This is a genomic window from Novosphingobium sp. 63-713, from assembly GCF_001898925.1.
In the GTDB taxonomy this organism is placed as follows: Bacteria; Pseudomonadota; Alphaproteobacteria; order Sphingomonadales; family Sphingomonadaceae; genus Novosphingobium.
Genome location: NZ_MKVS01000035.1, coordinates 23,711 through 44,787, shown reverse-complemented (window position 1 = coordinate 44,787; position 21,077 = coordinate 23,711). Strand labels below are relative to the sequence as shown.

The 21,077-nt window shown below is 62.5% G+C and carries 24 protein-coding genes and 1 tRNA gene; 12 read left to right on the top strand and 13 right to left on the bottom strand.

The genetic code is table 11. The features are described 5' to 3' along the window. Positions 1 to 4: 4 nt before the first annotated feature. On the bottom strand, positions 5 to 580 hold the full coding sequence (gene hslV / locus BGP00_RS16155) for an ATP-dependent protease subunit HslV (protein ID WP_168603067.1): 576 nt from the start codon (positions 578 to 580) through the stop codon (positions 5 to 7). Between the two features lie 66 nt (positions 581 to 646). After that, positions 647 to 1,159: an outer membrane protein assembly factor BamE gene (gene bamE / locus BGP00_RS16150; RefSeq protein WP_168603068.1), complete on the bottom strand. Its 513-nt coding sequence runs from the start codon at positions 1,157 to 1,159 to the stop codon at positions 647 to 649. Between the two features lie 200 nt (positions 1,160 to 1,359). On the opposite strand from bamE, the gene BGP00_RS16145 reads away from it, so the two are divergent. Together BGP00_RS16145 and BGP00_RS16140 are read left to right on the top strand one after the other, a co-directional pair. After that, a complete protein-coding gene (locus BGP00_RS16145) occupies positions 1,360 to 1,905 on the top strand; it encodes a ubiquinol-cytochrome C chaperone family protein (protein WP_292693845.1) in 546 nt (181 codons plus the stop codon). Continuing rightward, positions 1,902 to 2,417, top strand: a complete 516-nt coding sequence (locus BGP00_RS16140; protein ID WP_168603070.1) for a DUF177 domain-containing protein — start codon at positions 1,902 to 1,904, stop codon at positions 2,415 to 2,417. The genes BGP00_RS16145 and BGP00_RS16140 overlap by 4 nt, the downstream gene beginning before the upstream one ends. A gap of 52 nt (positions 2,418 to 2,469) precedes the next feature. Here BGP00_RS16140 and ssb read toward each other — a convergent pair whose 3' ends face one another. The 5 genes from ssb to BGP00_RS16115 all read right to left on the bottom strand — a co-directional run bounded on the left by ssb (position 2,470) and on the right by BGP00_RS16115 (position 6,633). Continuing rightward, positions 2,470 to 3,072, bottom strand: a complete 603-nt coding sequence (gene ssb / locus BGP00_RS16135) for a single-stranded DNA-binding protein (protein ID WP_292693848.1) — start codon at positions 3,070 to 3,072, stop codon at positions 2,470 to 2,472. A 14-nt stretch (positions 3,073 to 3,086) separates the two neighbouring features. Continuing rightward, positions 3,087 to 4,931, bottom strand: a complete 1,845-nt coding sequence (locus BGP00_RS16130; protein WP_292693851.1) for a ferrous iron transporter B — start codon at positions 4,929 to 4,931, stop codon at positions 3,087 to 3,089. Continuing rightward, the gene (locus BGP00_RS16125) at positions 4,928 to 5,191 is read right to left on the bottom strand and encodes a FeoA family protein (protein WP_292693936.1); all 264 of its coding nucleotides are present in this window, start codon (positions 5,189 to 5,191) and stop codon (positions 4,928 to 4,930) included. Before BGP00_RS16125 ends, BGP00_RS16130 begins: the two co-directional genes overlap by 4 nt. Positions 5,192 to 5,335: 144 nt before the next feature. Then, positions 5,336 to 6,001, bottom strand: a complete 666-nt coding sequence (locus BGP00_RS16120; protein ID WP_292693853.1) for a COQ9 family protein — start codon at positions 5,999 to 6,001, stop codon at positions 5,336 to 5,338. 11 nt (positions 6,002 to 6,012) lie between these two features. Continuing rightward, positions 6,013 to 6,633 (bottom strand): ankyrin repeat domain-containing protein, encoded by a 621-nt coding sequence (locus BGP00_RS16115; protein WP_292693855.1) that lies wholly within the window; start codon positions 6,631 to 6,633, stop codon positions 6,013 to 6,015. Between the two features lie 84 nt (positions 6,634 to 6,717). On the opposite strand from BGP00_RS16115, the gene BGP00_RS16110 reads away from it, so the two are divergent. From BGP00_RS16110 to BGP00_RS16085, 6 genes are read left to right on the top strand one after another with little or no spacing between them, the layout of a single operon-like run. Next, positions 6,718 to 7,329, top strand: coding sequence for an SCO family protein (locus BGP00_RS16110; RefSeq protein ID WP_292923650.1), 612 nt, complete (start codon positions 6,718 to 6,720; stop codon positions 7,327 to 7,329). Beyond that, positions 7,317 to 7,793: a YcgN family cysteine cluster protein gene (locus BGP00_RS16105; RefSeq protein WP_292693860.1), complete on the top strand. Its 477-nt coding sequence runs from the start codon at positions 7,317 to 7,319 to the stop codon at positions 7,791 to 7,793. Before BGP00_RS16110 ends, BGP00_RS16105 begins: the two co-directional genes overlap by 13 nt. Further along, positions 7,793 to 8,524, top strand: coding sequence for a SprT family zinc-dependent metalloprotease (locus BGP00_RS16100; RefSeq protein WP_292693863.1), 732 nt, complete (start codon positions 7,793 to 7,795; stop codon positions 8,522 to 8,524). Before BGP00_RS16105 ends, BGP00_RS16100 begins: the two co-directional genes overlap by 1 nt. A 51-nt stretch (positions 8,525 to 8,575) precedes the next feature. Beyond that, positions 8,576 to 9,043 (top strand): hypothetical protein, encoded by a 468-nt coding sequence (locus BGP00_RS16095; protein WP_292693866.1) that lies wholly within the window; start codon positions 8,576 to 8,578, stop codon positions 9,041 to 9,043. Continuing rightward, a complete protein-coding gene (gene ribD, locus BGP00_RS16090; RefSeq protein WP_292693867.1) occupies positions 9,043 to 10,032 on the top strand; it encodes a bifunctional diaminohydroxyphosphoribosylaminopyrimidine deaminase/5-amino-6-(5-phosphoribosylamino)uracil reductase RibD in 990 nt (329 codons plus the stop codon). The genes BGP00_RS16095 and ribD overlap by 1 nt, the downstream gene beginning before the upstream one ends. Then, positions 10,005 to 10,622, top strand: coding sequence for a riboflavin synthase (locus tag BGP00_RS16085; protein ID WP_292693869.1), 618 nt, complete (start codon positions 10,005 to 10,007; stop codon positions 10,620 to 10,622). The genes ribD and BGP00_RS16085 overlap by 28 nt, the downstream gene beginning before the upstream one ends. A 262-nt stretch (positions 10,623 to 10,884) precedes the next feature. On the opposite strand, the gene BGP00_RS16080 is transcribed toward BGP00_RS16085, so the two are convergent. Both BGP00_RS16080 and BGP00_RS16075 read right to left on the bottom strand, forming a co-directional pair. Continuing rightward, positions 10,885 to 12,063, bottom strand: a complete 1,179-nt coding sequence (locus tag BGP00_RS16080) for an amino acid aminotransferase (protein WP_292693871.1) — start codon at positions 12,061 to 12,063, stop codon at positions 10,885 to 10,887. 63 nt (positions 12,064 to 12,126) lie between these two features. Next, complete coding sequence (locus tag BGP00_RS16075) at positions 12,127 to 12,873, bottom strand: DUF1134 domain-containing protein (protein WP_292693874.1); 747 nt, start codon at positions 12,871 to 12,873, stop codon at positions 12,127 to 12,129. A gap of 274 nt (positions 12,874 to 13,147) precedes the next feature. Between BGP00_RS16075 and BGP00_RS16070 the strand changes: the two genes are divergently transcribed. Beyond that, positions 13,148 to 13,239 (top strand) — tRNA-Ser (locus BGP00_RS16070). 105 nt (positions 13,240 to 13,344) lie between these two features. Here BGP00_RS16070 and BGP00_RS16065 read toward each other — a convergent pair. Beyond that, on the bottom strand, positions 13,345 to 14,406 hold the full coding sequence (locus tag BGP00_RS16065) for a site-specific integrase (protein ID WP_292693877.1): 1,062 nt from the start codon (positions 14,404 to 14,406) through the stop codon (positions 13,345 to 13,347). 225 nt (positions 14,407 to 14,631) lie between these two features. Then, complete coding sequence (locus tag BGP00_RS16060; RefSeq protein WP_292693880.1) at positions 14,632 to 14,835, bottom strand: hypothetical protein; 204 nt, start codon at positions 14,833 to 14,835, stop codon at positions 14,632 to 14,634. A gap of 110 nt (positions 14,836 to 14,945) precedes the next feature. On the opposite strand from BGP00_RS16060, the gene BGP00_RS16055 reads away from it, so the two are divergent. Both BGP00_RS16055 and BGP00_RS16050 read left to right on the top strand, forming a co-directional pair. Continuing rightward, positions 14,946 to 15,335 (top strand): helix-turn-helix transcriptional regulator, encoded by a 390-nt coding sequence (locus tag BGP00_RS16055; protein WP_008068470.1) that lies wholly within the window; start codon positions 14,946 to 14,948, stop codon positions 15,333 to 15,335. A gap of 1 nt (position 15,336) precedes the next feature. Further along, a complete protein-coding gene (locus BGP00_RS16050) occupies positions 15,337 to 15,738 on the top strand; it encodes a hypothetical protein (RefSeq protein WP_292693888.1) in 402 nt (133 codons plus the stop codon). 519 nt (positions 15,739 to 16,257) lie between these two features. On the opposite strand, the gene BGP00_RS16045 is transcribed toward BGP00_RS16050, so the two are convergent. After that, positions 16,258 to 17,901: a DUF6119 family protein gene (locus BGP00_RS16045; protein WP_292693890.1), complete on the bottom strand. Its 1,644-nt coding sequence runs from the start codon at positions 17,899 to 17,901 to the stop codon at positions 16,258 to 16,260. A 107-nt stretch (positions 17,902 to 18,008) separates the two neighbouring features. After that, positions 18,009 to 18,182: a hypothetical protein gene (locus BGP00_RS16040; protein ID WP_292693892.1), complete on the bottom strand. Its 174-nt coding sequence runs from the start codon at positions 18,180 to 18,182 to the stop codon at positions 18,009 to 18,011. Positions 18,183 to 18,446: 264 nt separating this feature from the next. Between BGP00_RS16040 and BGP00_RS16035 the strand changes: the two genes are divergently transcribed. Next, the gene (locus BGP00_RS16035; protein WP_292693894.1) at positions 18,447 to 21,065 is read left to right on the top strand and encodes an AAA family ATPase; all 2,619 of its coding nucleotides are present in this window, start codon (positions 18,447 to 18,449) and stop codon (positions 21,063 to 21,065) included. The last annotated feature ends 12 nt before the right edge of the window (positions 21,066 to 21,077 follow it).

Genomic DNA, 21,077 nt, shown 5'->3' with positions numbered 1-21,077 from the left:
GGAATCAGCCAATCGTCTCGACCGTCACGCGGTCATTGGTGAAAACGCAGATCTCGGCGGCGACAGCCATGGCCCGGCGGGCGATCTTTTCGGCATCCTCTTCATAATCGGACACCGCGCGCGCCGCGGCCAGCGCATAATTGCCGCCCGAACCGATGGCTGTAATCGTCCCGCTCTCAGTCGCTTCAGGCTCCAGCACATCGCCATTGCCGGTCAGCACCAGCAAGGTTTCGGCATCGGCCACGATCATCAGAGCTTCAAGGTTGCGCAGATATTTGTCGGTGCGCCAATCCTTGGCCAATTCCACCGCCGCGCGCAGCAATTGCCCGCGGTGGGTTTCCAGCTTGCGCTCCAACCGTTCAAACAGGGTAAAGGCATCGGCGGTGGCGCCCGCGAAACCGGCGATGACTTTTCCGCCTTCGCCAATACGGCGCACCTTGCGCGCATTGGGCTTCATCACCGTATTGCCCATCGACACCTGACCATCGCCCGCGATGACGGTCTTGCCGCCCTTCTTCACGCCGACGATGGTTGTGCCATGCCACTGGATCAGCCCGTGGCCAGCTTTGCTGCTATCCATGGATAGGCATATGGGAGCGGGCCGGAATTTGTCCAGACCGCACCCGAAAGATCAACGGTCCAAAGATCAGCTGCCGTTGGGGCCGGGGCGTCCGCCACCGGGGCCGCCCGCGCCGCCGCCCATGCCCGCCGCGCCCACGGTGCCGATATTGCCGAACAGATCTTCAAGGAAGGTCCGCTTGCGGCCCAGCGTCGGGGTCAAATCCTTGTCCGGGTTGAACCGGGCCACCTTTTCCATACCCGCGCGGTCAACGCCCAGCACATTGCCTTTGGCATCGAAACGCACGCGCAGGATCGTCTGCGCGGTCGGCTGCGGACGGCGGAAGGCCAGTTGCTTGGTGTCGGTGGCGATATAATACCAGTCCTGATCGCCGAACTGGCTGGCCAGCGTCGGGCGGCCCAGCGTGCGCTCGACCGAAGCCTTGTTGTCCACGCCCGGCAGCACCGAATCGACCAGCGCCGTATCGACAAAGAACCCGCGATGGTCGCGCACCGTGGTGCAGCCGCCAAGGCCCATCGCCGCCAGCGCCAGAGGCGCCAAAACGCCGATCTTTGCCAGCTTGCCCGAAACTGCCCGCATCCCGCTACTGCTCCATCTATAACCGGGCGCCGCGCGGCGGGAATATTCCGCCAATCCGCATTGCCAAAGCCTCAAGTCCATGCTTACCGAAAAACGCCTTACGGCTCCTTGGCGGCCTGCGCAACTCTCGTTGCTATGCGCGCTTGGGGTCGGGCGATTGAATAATGGCTGAACGATAAAAGGAGCGGCGGCCAAGCGCCATGACCAGTGCTGCACAACAAAAGCCCTCGCTGTTTTCGCGCCTGTTTGGCGGCAAGAGCGACGATTACGCCGCGGTGCGTCCGCTCTGGCACGCGCTGGTCGCGGCGGCCCGTTCGCGCGAATGGTATGCCCCGGCCGGACGCCCCGGCATTGCCGACACGCTGGCGGGGCGATTCGATGCGATCACGCTGGTGCTTTCCCTCGCGCTGCTGCGCATGGAGGGCATTGAGGAATTGCGTCTGCCCAGTGTGCGGCTGACCGAATTGTTTGTGACCGATATGGACGGGCAATTGCGCGAATCGGGCGTGGGCGATCTGGTCGTGGGCAAACATATCGGGCGGTTGATGAGCGTGCTGGGCGGGCGTCTTGGCGCCTATCGCACGGCGCTGGCGGGCGATGCCGATCTGGCCGCAGCGCTCGAACGCAATCTGACGCTGGCGCCCGGCGCCGATCTGGCCGCGCTGGCGCAGGGCGCGCGCGAACTGGCCGATCATCTGGCCGCGCTTGACGATGCCGCGCTTTTGGAAGGAAGGATCGCCCTATGAGCGACACACCCGAATTTTCCCGGATTATCGATATCCGCCATATTGAACCCAAGCCGGTCGAACTGACCGCCACGCCCGAGGAATGCAAGGCGCTGGCCAAGCGGTTCAACCTCGTCTCGATCGGCCATTTGACCGCGACGGTCACGATCACCCGCGATGGCGCGGTTATCCGTGCCAAGGGCACGCTGTCCTCGGATCTGGTGCAGTCCTGCGCGATCTCGGCCGAGGATCTGCCGCAAAAGATTCGCGAGAAGCTGGACCTGCGCTTTGTGCCTGAAACCGGCGTCGAGGGCGGGCCGGATGAGGAAATCGAGCTGAGCGAGGAGGATTGCGATGATATCCCCTACAGCGGCGAACGTTTCGATCTGGGCGAGGCGGTGGCGCAATCGCTGGCGCTCTCCATCGATCCCTTTGCCGAGGGGCCCGAGGCGGCCAAGGTGCGGGCCGCCGGCATTCTGGGACAGGAGAACACCAGCCCCTTTGCAGCGCTCGAGGCTTTGAAGAAGAAATAAAAAGGGGGCCATCTGGCCCCCTTCGCTTTTGGTGCAACCTGAACGGCCCCGATCAGAACGGGATGTCGTCGTCCAGATCCTCGCCATAGCCGCCGCCCGAGGACGAGCCGCCGCCAAAGCCGCCGCCCGAACCGCCCCCGGAACCGCCCGACGTGCGGCCCCAGTCGCTGCCGCCCGAAGACTGACCACCCGACGAACCGCCGCCCGAGCGACCGCCGCCATAGGAACCGCCGCCAGACGAGCCACCGCCCCAGTCGCCGCCCGAACGGCCGCCGCCGCCCATGCCGCCACCTTGGCCGCCGCCCTGCGGGCCGTCCAGCATGGTCAGAGCCCCGCCCACGCCCACGCTGATCTCGGTGGTATAGCGGTCATTGCCGCTCTGATCCTGCCACTTGCGGGTGCGCAACTGGCCTTCGATATAGACCTTGCTGCCCTTGCGCAGGAAACGCTCGGCCACGCCGACCAGACCATCGGAATTGAGGACAACCTGATGCCACTCGGTGCGCTCCTTGCGCTCTCCGGTGGTGCGGTCCTTCCAGCTTTCGCTGGTGGCGATGCGCAGATTGGCGATGCGCCCGCCGTTCTGGAACGACTTGACCTCTGGATCGGCGCCCAGATTGCCGATCAGAATGACCTTGTTGACGCTGCCTGCCATGAAACCCTCTTAGCCTAGAACCCCAGCGCGACTGCGCTCCAATAGGTGATGCCCGCAAAGACATAGGCAAGCGCGAAGAGATAGGCCAGCATGAAGCCGGGCCATTTCCACCCATTTGTTTCACGCCTCGTCACGGCGATGGTGGAAATACACTGCGGCGCGAAGACGAACCATGCCAGAAAGGCCAGCGCGGTCGGCAGGCTCCAATGCTTCTGCAGCTGCGCCGAGAGCTGATGTGCGGTGGTGTCATCGTCGCCCGCCGCGACCGCATAGGTGGTGGCCAGCGAGGACACCGCCACTTCGCGCGCCATCATCGAGGGGATCAGCGCCAGCGCAATGTCGCGGTTAAACCCGATGGGCTTCAAAGCCACGGCCAGCCCATTGGCGATATGCCCGGCGAACGAGGCATCGACCTGATCCTGCCCCTTTTGCGCCTGAGGGAAGTTGAGCAGCAGCCACAGGACGATGTTGACCTGAAGGATGATCGTGCCCGCGCGGCGCAGGAAGATCCAGCCGCGCTGAAACAGGCCCAGCCCCAGATCGCGCAGGCGAGGGAGCTGATATTTGGGCATTTCCATGATGAAGCCGCTGGCCGCGCCCTTGGTGACGGACCGGCGCAGGATCAAGGCCACCACCATCGCGCCCACAATGCCGAACACATAAAGCCCGAACAGCACCAACCCTTGCAACCCCACCATGCCCACCGGGCGGTTGGGGATAAAGGCCGCAATAATCACCGCATAGACCGGCAGGCGCGCCGAACAGGTCATCAACGGCGCGATCAGGATCGTGGTCAGCCGGTCCTTGGGATCGGTGATCGACCGCGTGGCCATGATGCCGGGCACCGCGCAAGCAAAGGAGGAAAGCAGCGGAATGAAGCTGCGCCCCGACAGACCCACGCCCGCCATCATCCGGTCCATCAAAAAGGCCGCGCGGGCCATATAGCCGGTGGCCTCAAGCACGAGGATGAAGAAGAACAGGATGATGATCTGGGGCAGGAACACGACCACCGCGCCCACGCCCGCCATCACGCCATCGGTCAGAAAATCACGCAGCAGGCCGGGCGCCATCGCCCCCTTCACTGCGTCGGAAATCAGACCGACAAAGCCTTCCAGCCCGTCCTGCAAGGGCGCGGCCCAGGCAAACACCGCCTGAAACACCACGAACAGCAGGCCCAGCAGAAACACCGGCCCCAGCCATGGGTGCAGCAGGAAATCATCCATCCGCGAATGCAGGCGATGCTTGGCGCTTTCCGAAATGATCACGCCATCGGCAATGGCATGCGCCTCCATCCGGCGTTCGGCCAGATCGAGGCGCGCGCGCGGATGGGGCGCATCGCCCGCATGGCCCTCGGCCTGCGCAATCGCCTCGCCCAGTTCGGTCAGCCCGCGCCGCCGCACCGCCACAGTCGGGATCACCGGCACGCCCAGCGCGTTCGACAGAGCCTTGGGATCAAGAACCAGCCCATCACGCTCGGCCAGATCGATCATGTTGAGCGCGACCACCGTGGGCTTGCCCAGCGCGATCACTTCCTGCGCGAAGACCAGATGCTGCTCCAGATTGCTGGCGTCCAGCACGATCACCAGGACATCAGGGGCCGGTTCGCCCGCCAGTTCGCCTAGGATCACCTTGCGGGTGACTTCCTCATCCGGGCTGGTGGCCTGCAAACCATAGGAGCCGGGCAGATCGGTCAATTCAATCGGCGCGCCATTGGGCAGGATCATCCGTCCCCCGCGCCTTTCCACGGTCACGCCGGGATAATTGGCAATTTTCTGCCGCGCGCCGGTCAGCGCGTTGAACAGGGCGCTCTTGCCCGCATTGGGATTGCCGACCAGCGCGGCCTTGTGCCAGCGGCTCATTGCCCGCTCTCCAGCCCATTTTCCAGCAGCTTGACCTGCATCGCGCGGGCATGGGCCCGGCGCAGCGCCACCGTCATGCGGCCCACCCGCAGCGCCAGCGGATCGGCCCCGCCAAACACACCGCGATGCGACACCGACAATTTCGATCCGACATCCACGCCCAGCGCCCGCAGGCGCAGCGCCTCTTCCTCGACAAGGGAGGCCCAATCGACAGCCACAATCCGGGCATTTTTCCCCACGGGCAACATGTCGAGCGTCATCACGGAATCTGGCATCGCGTTCATGCTTCTGCGCTGCCAGAGTTCAGAGCAAATTGCAACTCACTCGCAATAACTGGATAAGATTTATGATGCGCCGGGGGAATGGCCCGATGCCGGGCGTGACACAGTTGTGTTACGCCACCATCAAAGACTCGCCGGATAACGCAAGCGGCCGAGCAGCCGAACCGGACTGAAATGCATCGCGTCGCGGCGCAGCAACTGGCCCTTGATCTTTTCAAAGCGCATCACCCCTTCGATGCGGCGGTTGAGGAAGGCCAGTGTCTCAGCCTTGCCCTCGCTCTCATCATTGGCGAAAACCGCCAATGTCGCCGCATAGATGCCTGCCAGCGTGGCGCGCTTGGTGTAATGATTGAAATCAACCGCCGTATCGCCCGCCAGCCGCCACATCGCATCCGCGCTCTGCCAGCCCAGCCGGGCCGAGGCGCCCAGATTGCGCGGCCGCGCCATGATCGCCTGGGCGCGGCGCAAGGATTCCTCCGCTCCGTCCAACGCCGAGAGGCGAAAGCGCACCAGCCGCGAAATCCGCTCGCGAATCGGCAATTTGGCCAGCTCCGCCGTAGGCAGCGCCTCGGCCATCGCCAGATCGATCGAGGCGATCCATGCCGAGATCATCGCCATCGCGCCCTCATTAAAGGCGTAAAGCGCGACATCCTCCGACACGCCCTTTTCCATCGCCGCGGCGCGCACCGCCTCCTCGCCCCAGCCGTCGAACACCGCCGCCCGCGCCACGGCGGGCGCCAGCAACACGCGCAATTCGTCGAGCGAGAGATTATCGGCCTGCATCATCATGCGCTCCTGCGTCAGAACGAAGGCCCATAGGTGCGGGCCTTGTTGTCAGTCTTCTTGGCGTTGGTGTTGATCTCTTCGATCAGATTGTCGTTGCGTTCCAGCTTGGCATAGTCGCGCGCGCTGCGGCCCGAGCTGTCGGCGCGGTCGGGGCTGGCCCCGGCCTTGAGCAACACGCGCATCATCGCGATATCGCGGCGATGCACGGCCGAAATCAGCGGGGTTTCGCCGGTCGAATTGGGTTCATCCACCCGCGCCCCGCCCGTGATCAGCAATTCCATCCCTTCGACAAAGCCGAGATTGGCCGCCACCACCAGCGGGGTCTGGCCCTTGGCATCGCGGATGTTGGGATCGGCCCCCTTGCCCAGCAGGAAGCTGATCCATGTTGTATCACGCCGGGCGGTCACGATATGCAGCGCGGTTTCGCCGGTGGAAACATCGCGCGTGTTGATGATCGTCGTGCCCGGTTCGGCCAGAGCGTCGGTGACCTCCTGGCCTTCCTTCTTCTTCACGCTTTCGAGGAATTTATAGCTTTTCGAAAACTGGGCCTGCGCCGGGCCCGGCATGGCAACGCCCACGGCCAACGCGGCAAACAGCGCCACGCGCAGTTTGCGCAGATATGTGCCAGAGATCACTTCACTTCCTCCATAGCCGAACGCGCCGCCCTTAAACCCTCATGGGCGCATCATCGCACCTTGCGCAAGGGCCTTTAGCAGAGCATGAACAGCCGCGCCATGATCAAGCCCTTTCGTTCACCCCTGATCGCGCTGCTTGCCGGCGCGCTGTTGCTGTCGGGTTGCAAATCCGCGCCCTCTCCTGCCGATCCGCCGCTGGCGGGCGCCGCCATCGGTGGTCCCTTCACGTTGGTGGACAAGGACGGCAAGACTGTCCAATGGTCCGATTTCAAGGGCTTCTACCGGATCGTCTATTTCGGCTACACGTTCTGCCCCGATGCCTGCCCCACCGATGTGGCGGTGGCGATGCGCGGGCTGGACGCCTTTGCCAAGGCCCACCCCAAAGAGGCCGACCGCATCCGCCCGATCTTCATCTCCATCGACCCGGCGCGCGATACGCCCAAGGTGGTGGGCGAATTTGCCGCCGCCTTCTCGCCGCGCCTGATCGGGCTGACCGGAACGCCCGCGCAGGTGGATCAGGCGGCCAAGGCCTTTGCCGCCTATTATGCACGCGGCAAGGAAACCTCGGGCGGATATCTGATGGACCACAGCCGCATCGCCTATCTGATGGGGCCGGATGGCCAGCCCATCTCGATGCTGCCTGTCGACAAAGGCCCGCAGGCCGTGGCGGAGGATCTTGCAACATGGGTGAAATGAGGGACCGCTTCTGGGAACTCCCGCTCCACCGCCTGAGCAAGGCGGAATGGGAAGCGCTGTGCGATGGCTGCGGCCAGTGCTGTCTGCACAAGGTCGAGGATGAGGACAGCGGCGAGATCTTCATGACCAATGTGGCCTGCAAGCTGCTCGACCTGCGCACGGGCCAATGCAGCGATTACAAGAACCGTCGCGCCCATGTGCCCGATTGCATCCGCCTGACGCCCAAAAGCGTGCGGCAATTGGGCTGGCTGCCCGAAACCTGCGCCTATCGCCGCCGGGCCGAGGATCGGCCGCTGCCCGAATGGCATTACCTGCTGACCGGCGACCGCCAGAGCGTGCATGACGCCAAAGCCAGCGTCGCGGGTCGTGCGATCAGCGAAACAGTGGCCGGGCCGCTGCACCATCACATCATCTGGCCCGAGGGCATAGTGCCGCTGGAGATCCTCGAAGAGGACGAGGACTGATGCTCGACTGGCTGCGTCGCAGTCAGCGGGAGGAGGAGAGCCCCTCGATTACCCTTAATGGTGTGCGTGTGCCGATCGCCATCCGCCGCCTGCCGCAATCGCGCCGCATGACCATGCGCCTTGCCCCCGATGGCAGCGAGGTGCGGATCGCCATGCCCAAATGGGGCCGGACCCAGGATGCACTGGATTTCGCCCATCTACGGGCCGACTGGCTGGCCGCGCAACTGGCGCGCCATACGCCCAAGGTGGAGCTGGCGCCGGGCGGGGTGATCCTGTTTGCCGGGGCGCCGCACCGGATCGCCCACAGCCCCGGCTCCGCCCGCCGCGTGGTGTGCGAAGGGGGCGTGATCCACATGGGCGGCGCGCTCGATTCGCTCGTCCCACGCCTCACCCGCTGGATGCAGGCGCAGGCGCGTGAGCATTTTGCGCAGGATCTGGCCTTTTATTGCGCTCGCGCCGGGGTGCCTGTGCCCCCGCTGGCGCTCTCGGGCGCACAGGCCCGCTGGGGCAGCTGTTCGGCCCGGGGCGCCGTGCGGCTAAACTGGCGCCTGATGATGGCCCCCGATTCGGTGCGCCGCGCGGTGGTTGCCCATGAGGTCACGCATCTGGTCCATTTCAACCATTCATCCGCCTTCCACGCCTTGCTTGCCCAATTGTTTGAAGGCAGTATCGAGGAAACCAACCGCTGGCTCAAACGCCATGGGCGCTCGCTCTATACGCCGCTTGGCTGATCCGGGCGCATAGTGCTGGCGTAAGGCGCGATTCATCCCTATTTGCGTGGCGTGATGGTTTTCAAACGCAAGAATTCGATGTGGGCCGATGTGTCCCCCACGGGCGCCGTGTCCGATTTCGTCTCGGTGTGGCGCTCGTCGGGGCGTAACCGGTGGCGCTTTGTGCTGGCCGCGCTGGTGGCCAGCGGATCGGTTCTCTCGCTCATCATCCGCGAGGAGCATCGGGCACCGCCGCGCCTGCCTTCGATCACCTATATCAACAGCTGGCGCGCCGACCGCAGCGACGAGGAAATCAAGGCCAGCAACCTGGCCTTCCAGAAGATCAAGGAACAGCGCCTGCGCGAACAGGCCGAGGCCGAGGAAGAGACGAAAAAGCTCTACCGCACGCTGGGCCGGATTTCGGGCATGGACGTCGACAAGATCGAGCGTGATGCCGCAGCCCAGCGCGCCGCAGAGGCCAAGGCCGCCGCGGCCGAGGCCGAACACGCCAAGGCCGTGCAGGCCGCCGCCGCCAAATAATGGTCGATAGCGCCGATCTGCGCTGGCTGGCCGCCGCCGCAAGGCTTTCCGCGCGGGCGCGGCCCTTGTCGCGGCCCAATCCAGGCGTGGGCGCGATTATTGTGCGCGATGGCGTGGTCGTGTCGCGCGGCTGGACGCAAGGCGGCGGGCGGCCCCATGCCGAAGCGGTGGCGCTGAGCGGCGTCGATGCGCGCGGGGCCACGATGTATGTCAGCCTCGAACCCTGCGCCCATGTTTCGGCGCGCGGCCCGGCCTGCGCCGATCTGGTGGCGGCATCGGGGCTGGCGCGGGTGGTGATCGGCTGCGGCGACCCCGATCCGCGCACGGCGGGCGCAGGCATCGCCCGGATTCGCAGCGCGGGCATCGCCGTCGAACAGGTCGATTGCCCCGCCTCGCGCGCCTCGCTGGCCGGTTATCTGGCCCAGCGGACAAAGGGGCGGCCGCATGTGACGCTCAAGCTGGCCCTGTCGCTCGACGGCTGCATCGCGCGGGCCGATGGCGAGAGCCAGTGGATAACAGGCGCCGAAGCGCGCGCCCATACCCATGCGATGCGCGCGCAATCGGACGCGATTCTGGTGGGTGGCGGAACATTGCGGGCGGACAATCCCCGCCTCGACGTGCGCCTGCCGGGGCTGGAAGGACAATGCCCGCGCAAGCTGGTGCTGACGCATGGCGCGGCGCCGGATGGCTGGCAGGCCATCGCCTCGCCCGAGACGATTCATGAACTTTGCGATGACCTCTACCTCTTTGTCGAAGGCGGCGCGGGGGCGGCATCGGCCTTCCTGCGCGCCGGGCTGGTGGATCGCCTGCTGCTCTATCGCGCGCCCATCCTGATCGGCGGCGGCAGGCAGGGTGTGGGCGATTATGGCCTTTCCGCTCTGGCGCAGGCGCATGACCGCTGGCACAAGACCGATCAACGCCAGCTTGGCAAGGACACGCTGGAAATCTATGAGGCAAACCCATGTTTACCGGCATTGTTACCGCTTTAGGCACTATCGTAGAGGCCACCGGGCAGGACCACGTCCACGCCCGCATCGCCGCCCCCTTTGACCCCGAAGGCATCGCCATCGGCGCCTCCATCGCCTGCTCGGGCGCCTGCCTGACCGTGGTGGACAAGGGGGGAGTCGCGGGCGATTCGTGGTTCGCCGTCGATATTTCGGGCGAAACCACCAGCCGCACCGTCGCGGGCCGCTGGGTACAAGGCACGACGCTCAATCTCGAACCGGCGCTCAAGCTGGGCGATGAACTGGGCGGGCATATCGTGACCGGCCATGTCGATGGCGTGGGATCAGTGGTCAGCATCAGCACCGTTGGCGATTCGATCCGCGTGATCATTGCCGCACCCGCAGACCTTGCACCCTATATCGCGGAAAAAGGCTCGATCACCGTCGATGGCATCTCGCTGACGGTCAATGACATCGCCGATCAGGCCGATGGCACCTGCCACTTTGCGCTCAACATCATCCCCCATACCGCCAAGGTCACCACCGCCGGGCAGTGGGTCGAGGGCGCTTCGGTCAATCTGGAGATTGACGTGCTGGCACGGTATCTGAAGCGGATGCAGGCGTTGAAGGGGTGATTTTCAAGAAATAAGGGATGAATGCGAGGGTCTAGACCCTCGCGCTCCCATTACTGTCGGCGTTGCGCCACACAGGTTCGGCAGCAAGTGTAGGACGCGGCGTTGGAATGTTAAAGCCTGCGGCGCCACTCCCCGCGCCGCAGGCTTTTTTACAAACCAAAAGGGCGCCCCGTTTTCCAACGAAGCGCCCTTCCAGTAACGGGATTGCAAAGGGACCGAGTCCCTTTGCCTGCCGGAGGCATCAAACCCCCGAAATCCCAAATCAAGCCGTAACGTCAGCCACCGCCGCAATGAACTTGTCGATGTTGCCCATCGTCAGGCCCGCTACGTTGATACGGCCCGAACCGGCCATATAGACGCCATGCTTTTCGCGCATGGCCAGCACCTGATCGCCGGTCAGCGGAACGATCGAGAACAGTCCGTTCTGCGTGCCGAAGGGCGCAAAATCGACCGAACCCTGAACGCCCGCACCGCCCAGCTTGGCGCGCACTTCGTTCATGCGCGCGCGCATCACGTCCAGCTCGTTGAGCCAGCTCTTGGTCAGGCCCGCATCCGAGAGGATCAGGCGAACCACCGCGCCACCGTGATCGGGCGGCATCGACCAGGCCGCGCGGGCCAGCGTGGCGCCGTTCGAGAGCACGATGTTCACCGCATCGGCGTTCTGCGCCAGCACATAGAGCGCGCCCACGCGGTCGCGGTAGTAACCGAAGTTCTTGTCGCAGCTATAGGCGATCAGCGCTTCAGGCACTTCGGCCAGAACGCGGCGGATGCCATAGGCGTCTTCTTCCATGCCCTGGCCCAGACCTTGATAGGCCAGGTCGAGGATCGGCAGGATGCCCTTGGCCTTGATAAGGGCCGCGATTTCGTCCCATTCGGCGTTGGTGTAATCAATGCCGGTCGGATTGTGGCAGCAGCCGTGCAGCATGATGGCGTCGGTGGCCTGCGCCCCGGCAATCGCTTCGCGCAGAGCATCCATATCGGCAACGCCAGCCTTGGTGGCGTGGTTGAAACCCTTGATTTCCACGCCAACGTCAGCGGCGATCTGCGCATGGTTGGGCCAGCTGGGCGTGCCCATCAGGATGCGGGTAACGCCCGCCTTCTTGGCCAGAGCCACGGCCAGACGCACCGCGCCCGTGCCGCCCGGAGCCTGCATACCATCAATGCGGCCGTCCATGGTGGGGTTTGCGGCGCCAAACACATAGGGCATCAGCGCATGGACAAAGCCCATGTCGCCTTCGGGCCCGAGATAGGCTTTGGAATCCTGCGTATCGAGCAGCAGCTTTTCAGCCGCCTTCACCGATTCGAACACGGGCGTGGCGCCCGTATCGGTGCGATAGACACCCACGCCGAGGTCAATCTTGTCCTCGCGGGGATCCGCATTGTGGAGCTTGATCAGCGCCAGAAGCGCGTCGGCGGGCTGTTGCTTGAGGTTGTTGAGCATAGTGGCCGCGCCTTTACCCCCACGCGCCGGTGGGGGCAAGGGCGTATCGCCACGATTCGGCGCTTAGAGCGGGTTCCAATTCTGCTTTTTCGAGAACTTCATATAGCCGCCATTGATGCCCAGCCGCAGCCCGACCCCCATGCGCACCGGAATCAGCACGATATCCCCGCGCCGCACATAGGAAACGTTGAAACCGCCCACCATATAGGCCTGCCCCTCGCCCGCGCCAAAGCGGTGATAGAGGTCCTCGGTGTTGTGCAGGTTATAGACCAGCATGAAAGTGTCGGCCGCATTGGCCCCGGCATCAAACCCGATCGAGGGCCCCGCCCAATAGGCCGGACGCTGACCTTCGACGCGGTGATAGAGCGTGCCCGACCCATAGCGCAGGCCAAGGGCAAAGGCCCCGCCCGCCTCTCGCCCGATGATATAGGCATTGGGTTCGCCCTGCTTTTTCAGAATATCCTGAATGAGCTGAGCCAACCCCTTGGCCCCCTTGCCGAACACACCTTCTGCCGCTCCGATCAGATCGTCCTGATGATAGGTCGTGCCATCGGCCGGGGGCACGGATGTGGCGGACATGGGCGTGGGCTGGGCCGCCGGGGCATAGGGCGCGCCGGTGGCGGACGGCGCATAGGCAGGCGCAGGCGGAGAAGAAGCGGGCGCCGAGGTCGCCGGAGCGCCGGGGCGGACCAGATCGGAATCGATCGGCGGATTGCTCTGCGCATGGGCCACCGGCGCCAGAATCATCATGCTCAGCGCCACCACTGCGCCCATCCTTGCGCCATGGGCAGCCATACGGTTCGGCATCATCACTTCATTCCTCTCATCGCGGCAGGCCCAAATCTGTCGCCCGCCGGCCTTGTGGACAATCCGGTCCGCCGCTGCGCAAGCCGGCAGGCGGCGGGCCGAGTCGGATATGCGGCAAAACGTGGCCGGGTTTGCCTTGCTGCAGGCTGAAGCGTTTTTGCGTCGGCGGCAATGGGCAGGCGCAGGCGGCGTTTCCCCAGCGAATAAAAAGAAATCATTCTACCCCCTTGCCGGTTCGAAATACCCCCGCTATAGGCCGCCTTCGCCGCTGCGATCCGGAGACGTGGGTGAGTGGCTGAAACCAGCGGTTTGCTAAACCGTCGTGCCCTAACTGGGGCACCCCGGGTTCGAATCCCGGCGTCTCCGCCAACATTCTGATTGTTGGTTGCTTTTTCGACATCGATATTTCCCCTTTGTGGGTCGCTGGACGAAAAACCGTTGTATCTGTGACCACTTTTGTGACCACCAGTGTGACTACCCGTTCTTGGCGATCAATTGCTGTTCGGGCGTGAGATAGGCCAGATAGATCTCTGTAGTCTTCACACTGGTGTGCCCCATAATCCCCTGAAGAATATAGATACTTCCGCCATTCTGCAGATATCTGACGGCAAAAAGATGCCGCAAATCGTGGAATCTGAAGCGGACAAAATCCGGCTTTCGCTGTGACAGTTTTCGTGACCACTTCGCGAACACGTTGGAGACCCATCCGATGGTCGCCCCATCGCCAGTCCAGAACACAATCTGGGATTTTGACGCCTTGGGCTGGCGCTCCAAAATGGCTAGCGCCGCATCATTCAAAGGGACTGTACGAAGCTTGCTGCCCTTCGTTTTATGGATCGTCGCCACGCGCCGAGTAAAACTGATGCAGCTCCAGTCGAGTTGCACAATCTCATCCTGACGCATCCCCGTCTCAATAGCGAAACTTGTGATGTCAGCCAGCTTTGGAGGAACGGCGGCAAGCATGGCCGCAATGGAAACATCTGTCGGAAGAAGGATCGGAGATCTCCGCTCAGGAATGCGCCGCCGATTGACGGCGAGAGCGGCATTCTGCTCGATCCACCCTTCATCTTGCGCATGGGCAAGAACCGCAGAAACCGCCGTAAGATCACGCCGGATTGTTGCATTAGAGGTTCCTTGCTCCCTGCGCGCCTTAATCATCTCCCGCAAGCTGGCGGCATCAATGCGATCAAGTATCTTGTCCTCGAGAAATGGACCGCATTGCTTAAGGCTAACGAGGTAACGGGTTTTCGTTTTCTCGGAAATTTGCCTAGCAGCTACATCATTCCACGCGATGACAGCATCTTGCCAAATTCTGGGGGGCGCAATGCCATGGTGGATTTGCTCCTCAATCTCCAGCCTGAGCCGCTCTAGGGCCTGGATCGCCCTTGCTTCTGCGCGCCGTTTTGGCTCAACACGGACATGTAACGACTTGCGGTATATGCGTCCGGCGACTTGGAAACGGCCCCAGTAGACGCCATTACGGATAGAGATGTTTTTCGGCATGGCAGTGTGTTTTCCGGTGTTTGCCGCGCCCATTGCCGCAGCTGGGCAATATCGAAGGTCCAGCGGCCTGCCGGCTTGGCAGCACCGGGAATGAGACCTTGGGCAGCGAGATTTTGGAGCGTCCGCATCTTCAGACCGGAGATCTGAACTGCCTGACTGATAGACACGCGCTCGATTCCAAGCGGTTCGCTGTAGTCGGCACCTCGCATCGAGGTCCTCCTCTGGTCACGACTGATGTGATTTCGATCCTGGCGACAACTATGCCTCAGCAGGCTGAGCCGATCCGGAGCCGTTTGCTTCGACAAAATGTTTCGCGACATAGTCGTCGATTGCCGTCTCCGGCAGCATCAGCCGGCCATTCACGCGGATGTGGGCAAGCTGCTTTCGAGCGACCATCCGTCGAATACGAGATTCGGGCCAGCCGCTTTGAGCGGCCAGTTTGGGGAGTGTCAGCAATTGCATGACTTTCACCTCTGTAGTAGTTTGAGATTAGAGTTTGGCAGAAACTCACGATAGTTGGAGTAACTCATGTTTGTGAGTTTCGTCAAGGCGGAATCGTGTGGCGGGGCAGTGTGAGCATCGGCGCGCGTTTTCTGGAGATCCGTAAAGCCAAGGGGCTGAAGCAGACCGATGTCGCCGAAGCGATCGGCATCTCGCACGGCGCCTTGGTCAATTATGAGAAGGGGCGTGAGCCTCCGGCATCGGCGATCCTTGCCTTCAGCCAAGTCTATGGCGTCAGCGCAAATTGGCTTCTGACCGGCGAAGGCCGACCTGATGCTGAGAGCCTGGACAGCATCTATGCCCGTTCAATCGCGACCGCTTGGGCCTTCTTGAGCCGCGGAGGCGATGATGTGGAACAGGACGCGCTTATCAAACTCGGTGGCGCGCTGTTTCAATACCTGCTGGAGCATGGCGAGATCAGCCCCGCCATGAGCGAGAAGATTTTTGCCCTGAGCGCCTGACATGAACGACAACCAGTTGCCGCCAATTGCAGACGAACGCCTCCTAGCCGCAATGAAGGCCGTCAACCCGCCGGTAGAAAAGCTGATGGCTGACCGCTTGGCGCTGCGGCAGGAGATGAAGCAAGCCAAAGATGAACTCGAACGTGTCCGCCATCACTTGATCCCGAGGTACATTTGCATCGTCAAAGCCATCGTACTTGGGGCAGCGACCATGGCTCTCATCGCCTTGGCCCTCGCGCTTTTCAAAAGGCTCTTTGAGGTCAAAACCACAGCAACCCTCTTTGCTTCTCTTTTGCTGCCGCTGTGGATCGTTGATCAGGCTGAAAGAAAATTCGGTCGCTGGATCGTTCACCGTGATGGCCGAGCAGAGTATCTCGATAGAGATGGCTGCGAAGGACTATAGATGCGGACGGTCCGGTACGTCGCCTTTCAGGAGCGCTGATTGGGATAGCGGACTTTCCAGACTGCGAACAGGTGTGGGAGCTTCGCGCCCCTAATCGGCATTGATGCAAGTTTAGACTGTTCCCGCAAGCGGACGCGGTCAGTTCTCGGCACCGACCAGATGAAAAGATAGTTCGAATCCCTCCCGGCCCGCCAAACACCGCCGATTACCGCACAAATTGATCTTCTATCTCTCTAGTTATGAATATAATAGCAAGGTTCTAGCGGTGCGCCTGAAGTTACGGTTCCCGCCCCACCAGCCGGGCGGTATAGCTCCACCTGAGATAACCGCCGATTATACGCTCCGACATAGCTCGCAGAAGATAACTGCGGCTGTTTTGGACCGCTTGGCGGTCTCAACTGTACAGAATCGAAGCATGAAAAGCGGGATCAATACGGATTTTTTAGTGTTTGAAGATGGCCAGAGCATCCCACCACTCCCGTAGGTTTTTAAGAGCCATTTATCGGAGGCGGCTGCCAATTACACCTCATCAGGCACGTCCTTCTTCTTCCGCTTCTTCTTGCGGCCTTCCGCTGCCACAACCTGGTCCGCGATGAAAATCACACGCCCCGGAACGTCCATCAGCTGGAGCGCCTTCATGCCGCGCATAAGGCTGATGCGGGAGAACAAGGGCAGGTTCAGCGACCGCCCGGCGGGGTCTTTCCGGGTCACGATGCCGAAGACAATGCGGCATTTCCGGTCACGAACGAGCGTGACCATCGCATCCGCATCGCCATCGGCAAGCACTTCCCGGATAAGCGCCTCCAGCTTGTCAACGGCCTGCGGCTCCAGCCTCATCAATTCGATGGCGTTGACGCCCTGATTGAACAGATGGCTCAACTGAGCCGAGAGCGTCGAGACTTTGACATGATAGAAGGCAGCGACGCCGTCGCGGACCGCCAGCAGGTCGCAAGGCTCCACCGCGCTTTGCCCGTCTGGGCTGATATTCTTTGTATCAAGGCAGGCGATAGCCGCGTCCCCCGCCCCAACGGCCGCATTGTATTCGCCCTCGCTCGGATGATCGTAGGGCGGGAGATCGCTGTCCTCGCATAGCGGGTCGAGATAGGCGCTAAGCCGCGCGATATAGGTATCGTCGATGCGGTACCAATTGCCTTCGCAAAGATGGAAGGTTTCGCCTTGCGCGTCCTCCAGCGTCGTGTCGAAGACCAGGCTCTTGAAGATGCTGTAGCGGTCGCGGCTGTTTCCGTCCTCGTCGGTCAGGACCAGCGCGTGACGGCGCAATTCCTCGACCCTCAGAGCATTCAGGTCGATCCCATGTTCATCCAGATACTGGTAGTACCGCCCGATATAGACATCGTCATAGACGCGGCTGCGCCCGGCTCCGGCGAAGGCGGCGTAGAGGTTGTCGCTGTAGTTGATGATTTCCGGAACCGTGAGGTTGAGGTCGGGATTGCGCGCGCGAAAGGCCGCTAGGAGTCGGCCGTTCAACGCCTCGATCTGCGCCGGATCACGGACCGGCATGATGTTCTGGATATCCGGGAAAGCGGCCTTGTATTCCTCGCTCTGATATAGATCGAGCAGCTTCTCGCACAGCGCCGCCAGCCGGTCGGCCTCGACATCCGTGCTGATACGCAAATTACTGCCGCCTGTGGCGTGCCGGAACAGTTCCTTGTGCTCATCGCGGACCTTGCCGGTCAGGCTGCGCAAGATCGTGCTGTCACGGTCGAAATCGAACAGCGTCAGCTCAGACTCGATCGGAAGCTGCGTCCGCTGGCGCTTGGCCGCACCGGGATCGAGCGTGTCGGTGCTTTTAAGCTTGTGCGGGTCAAGGCAGTTCAATGTTACCCGCAGCCCAAAATCATATTCGTAGCTGGAGTCGATCAAGTTATGGGCGACATGGCCGAAGGAGAGCGCGAAACACCGCCCACCGACCGGCAGGAACACAAGGGCACCCTTGTTGACTTGCGTCAGGTTTTTCTCGACGTTGAAATATGACTTCCACCATGGCGGGCGCGGGTCGCTATCCAGCACGAACAGCGTTGCGCCTTCCGGCAGGCCTTGCGCGCCGATATCGTCGTCGAGCGCATGGTCCTCCCGCAGCGCGTTGGCAGCATCATAGCCTTCCTTGAGAAGGTATATCGAGAAAGCCCTGCTCTTTGCCATGCCGCCCCCGGCGCGCGATCAACATCTCGCTTCTTAAACCTGCGATAGCAGAAAGAAGACGGGGACGCATGTCAATGACGATCGGCACAAGCCTAAGTATTGCAGGCTTATTCCCTGGATATGGTGCCATCGTCCCCAAGATGTGTCCCGCCGACCACCTGATAGAGCGCCCAAAGAGATTCCGCTGCCGAGTCGGCCAGTGCCATCCATTCGGGATTCGCCTGCACTTGCGCGTGTTCGCAAAGCTCTCTGGCAACCGCGCGGTTCAGAAAGGATGCCATGTCCAAGACCTCATGCCGCCCGCTATCATCCATTTCCCGCATATGCTGAACCTCGTCAGAATCTTGCTGCCATCATATTGCGAAGCCTGAGCGGCAGAACCCCGGCCCGAGTGCGGGAGGGCAGCGCCCACCTGACCCCTGACCCGGCACTGCCGCAGGTTACATGCTATCCTGCACGGGCGTGGATGCATGTTACTGAGACAATGGCGGGCTTTCTGCGCTATCAACTATACGGGGAAAGGGCCGGGTGCCGGGGACAACAGAATGAACAAGAAAGCAAACAAGACCGTTCTCGAAACTATACTCGACTGGTCGGCTGACCGCCCGCTTTGGCAACGTGATGCCCTGCGCCGGATCGTGACCGGCGGAACGCCCGATGACGATGGGGTGAAGGACATCCTAGCCCTGTGCAAGAAGGAGCACGGTGCCGAAGGTATTGCGTTGGTACCGGCGGCCCTCGAAGCCGCGCATTTGCCGACCGCCCCCGCCGGCGGCGAGTCGATAGCACTGGCAAGCGTCGGGGATATCGCCGGTGTAAACCAGCTCGCCCCCGGCCAGTCCCTACCGTTTGAAGCGGCGGGGCTCACCATCGTGTACGGGCCGAACGGGTCCGGCAAGTCGGGTTACGGGCGAGTGCTCAAGCGCGCCTGCCGCGCGCGCAAGGCGGGCGAGATCATGCCGGATGCGTACAACCTGCCGCCCCCCGGCAAAGCGACCGGCACTTTTTCGATTCTCAAGGACGGTGTAGCCGCACCGCCCGTCAGCTGGACCGACGACGGCAAGCCGGACGCGGTGCTGTCTGCCGTCAGCGTCTTTGACCGGGACTGCGGCTCGGTGCATGTGCAGGAAAAGAACGAAGTGGCGTTCAGGCCCTTCGGCTTGGATATTCCCGACGACCTCGCCGGTATTTGCCAGGCGCTTAAGCAGAAACTGGGTGCTGAAGAAACCCAGCTCAATGCGGCCCGCGACCCGGTCTTCGATAAGCCGAGGTGGAACCCGGCCACGCCGGTCGGCGCGATCATGTCGGCACTGAGCCATGACACCGATTTTGCCGCGCTTGAGAAACTTGGTGAGATGAGCACCGACGAGCGGGCACGGCTGGCACGCCTTGACGAAGACCTGCTGAAAAACCCTGCGGACGCTGCAGCCGAACAGAGGCTTTTTGCCGGCAATGTAAGGCAGCTGATCGCTACCCTGGACAGGCTTGCCGCCGCCTATGGGGATGAAAAGCTGGCCGGGATGAAAACGCTGGCGGACGCGGCGCGGGACAAGCGGGCGGCGGCTGATTTTGCCGCGCGCGAGACCTTTGACGGCCTTTCCATTCCCGGTGTCGGCGGGGAAACATGGCGGGCGCTATGGGAGGCCGCCCGCCGCTATTCGGACCAAACGGCTTATCCTGGCGCGCCTTTCCCGCCCACAGGGGACGAAGCCTGCGTCCTGTGTCACCAGGCGCTGCATGCGGATGCCAAGGACCGCCTGGGGAGCTTCGAGGCATTCGTCCGCGCGGATGCCGAATTACAAGCGGCGCGCGCCGAGCAAGACTATTCTGAGGCTCTTGCCGCATTCACGGCGCGGCAACCGGACGTGCGAGTGATCGCGCAGGCGCGCCAGCGCATCGCCCTCCAGAACCCCGGCCTTGCCCGCAAGGTTTTGCGCTTTGTCGCCAGCGCGGATTTTCGCCGCCTGATATGCCTTCGCGCCCTTTCGACCGCTGACCCGCTAAACCTGCCACCCTTTTCGCCGTCACCGAAGGCGGAGCTGGAGGCCTTAGCGGCCACTCTGGAAGCCTATGCTACGGAACTTGACGAAGCGGCCGACGCTGAGGGCCGCGACCGGCTGATCCTCGAACGTGACTCGTTGACGGACCGGGCGGCGGTTGCCGACTTTCTCGAAACCGCAAAGAAAGAAATCAAGCGACTTGATGATCTGCGCATTGTCCGCACCTGCATCACTGACACGGCGACCAACGCCATCACCAAGCTCGGCAACGATATCGCCGACAATGTCATCACCCCGAAAATGCGCGACCAGTTTCAGTCGGAAATCGTCCGTCTCGCAGCGGAGAAAGTGCGCGTGGAAATCGTGCGCTCGGGCGGGCAGTACGGCTCGCCCAACTATCAGGTGCGCCTCTTTGCCAACCCGAAAGCCAAGGTCCATTTGGTCCTGAGCGAGGGTGAGCAAACCTGCGTCGCTCTTGCCGCGTTCCTCACCGAAATGGCGACGGCCCAGCACAAATCTGCGCTGGTGTTCGATGACCCGGTGACATCGCTCGATCATCGCTGGCGCGAAAAGGTGGCGGACCGGCTTGTCGAAGAAACCGCAACCCGCCAGATTATCGTCTTCACTCATGACATGGTGTTCGTGAACGACCTTCACGACAAGGCCGTCCGCGAGGCTGTTCCTATGAAGCTCGTCAGCCTGTCGCGTGGGCCAGCCGGGACGGGCATGGTCACGGACGGCTTGCCCTGGCAGCACGCCGGTATCCGCGACCGGGTTGATAAATTGGAAAAGGCGGCGCGAGAGGCGCGGAATCTATATGACGCGAACGATGAAGAAGGATACCGGGACGCAGCCGCGAAAATCTATGACCGGCTGCGTGCGACGTGGGAGCGCGGGCTGGAAGATGTCGCTTTTGCCGGGGTCATCCACCGCCACCGGGACTATATCGACACGAAGAACCTGAAACGGGTGACTGTCATTGAAGACGCTGATGTCGAGACATTCCGCAAGAACTTCAAGAAGTGCAGCGACCTCGTGGACGCGCACGACCCGTCGCGCGCACGGGACGGCGCGGTGCCGCCGCCCGACGACATCCTTGCCGACATCAAGACTCTTTCGGATTGGGCGGATTCGATCCGGGGCCGGCAGAACGCCTTGCCGTGACCAAGCTCGTTC

Bases quoted from the DNA above. Each gene is read 5' to 3' on its own strand.
- BGP00_RS16040 (WP_292693892.1), bottom strand. From the start codon at position 18,182: ATGGCATCCTTTCTGAACCGCGCGGTTGCCAGAGAGCTTTGCGAACAC.
- BGP00_RS16125 (WP_292693936.1), bottom strand. From the start codon at position 5,191: ATGACGCTCGACATGTTGCCCGTGGGGAAAAATGCCCGGATTGTGGCT.
- BGP00_RS16105 (WP_292693860.1), top strand. From the start codon at position 7,317: ATGGGTGAAATGAGGGACCGCTTCTGGGAACTCCCGCTCCACCGCCTG.
- BGP00_RS16100 (WP_292693863.1), top strand. From the start codon at position 7,793: ATGCTCGACTGGCTGCGTCGCAGTCAGCGGGAGGAGGAGAGCCCCTCG.
- BGP00_RS16145 (WP_292693845.1), top strand. From the start codon at position 1,360: ATGACCAGTGCTGCACAACAAAAGCCCTCGCTGTTTTCGCGCCTGTTT.
- BGP00_RS16080 (WP_292693871.1), bottom strand. From the start codon at position 12,063: ATGCTCAACAACCTCAAGCAACAGCCCGCCGACGCGCTTCTGGCGCTG.
- BGP00_RS16110 (WP_292923650.1), top strand. From the start codon at position 6,718: ATGAACAGCCGCGCCATGATCAAGCCCTTTCGTTCACCCCTGATCGCG.
- ribD (WP_292693867.1), top strand. From the start codon at position 9,043: ATGGTCGATAGCGCCGATCTGCGCTGGCTGGCCGCCGCCGCAAGGCTT.
- BGP00_RS16050 (WP_292693888.1), top strand. From the start codon at position 15,337: ATGAACGACAACCAGTTGCCGCCAATTGCAGACGAACGCCTCCTAGCC.
- bamE (WP_168603068.1), bottom strand. From the start codon at position 1,159: ATGCGGGCAGTTTCGGGCAAGCTGGCAAAGATCGGCGTTTTGGCGCCT.
- BGP00_RS16065 (WP_292693877.1), bottom strand. From the start codon at position 14,406: ATGGGCGCGGCAAACACCGGAAAACACACTGCCATGCCGAAAAACATC.
- BGP00_RS16060 (WP_292693880.1), bottom strand. From the start codon at position 14,835: ATGCAATTGCTGACACTCCCCAAACTGGCCGCTCAAAGCGGCTGGCCC.
- ssb (WP_292693848.1), bottom strand. From the start codon at position 3,072: ATGGCAGGCAGCGTCAACAAGGTCATTCTGATCGGCAATCTGGGCGCC.
- BGP00_RS16085 (WP_292693869.1), top strand. From the start codon at position 10,005: ATGTTTACCGGCATTGTTACCGCTTTAGGCACTATCGTAGAGGCCACC.
- hslV (WP_168603067.1), bottom strand. From the start codon at position 580: ATGGATAGCAGCAAAGCTGGCCACGGGCTGATCCAGTGGCATGGCACA.
- BGP00_RS16075 (WP_292693874.1), bottom strand. From the start codon at position 12,873: ATGATGCCGAACCGTATGGCTGCCCATGGCGCAAGGATGGGCGCAGTG.
- BGP00_RS16130 (WP_292693851.1), bottom strand. From the start codon at position 4,931: ATGAGCCGCTGGCACAAGGCCGCGCTGGTCGGCAATCCCAATGCGGGC.
- BGP00_RS16035 (WP_292693894.1), top strand. From the start codon at position 18,447: ATGAACAAGAAAGCAAACAAGACCGTTCTCGAAACTATACTCGACTGG.
- BGP00_RS16045 (WP_292693890.1), bottom strand. From the start codon at position 17,901: ATGGCAAAGAGCAGGGCTTTCTCGATATACCTTCTCAAGGAAGGCTAT.
- BGP00_RS16140 (WP_168603070.1), top strand. From the start codon at position 1,902: ATGAGCGACACACCCGAATTTTCCCGGATTATCGATATCCGCCATATT.
- BGP00_RS16120 (WP_292693853.1), bottom strand. From the start codon at position 6,001: ATGATGATGCAGGCCGATAATCTCTCGCTCGACGAATTGCGCGTGTTG.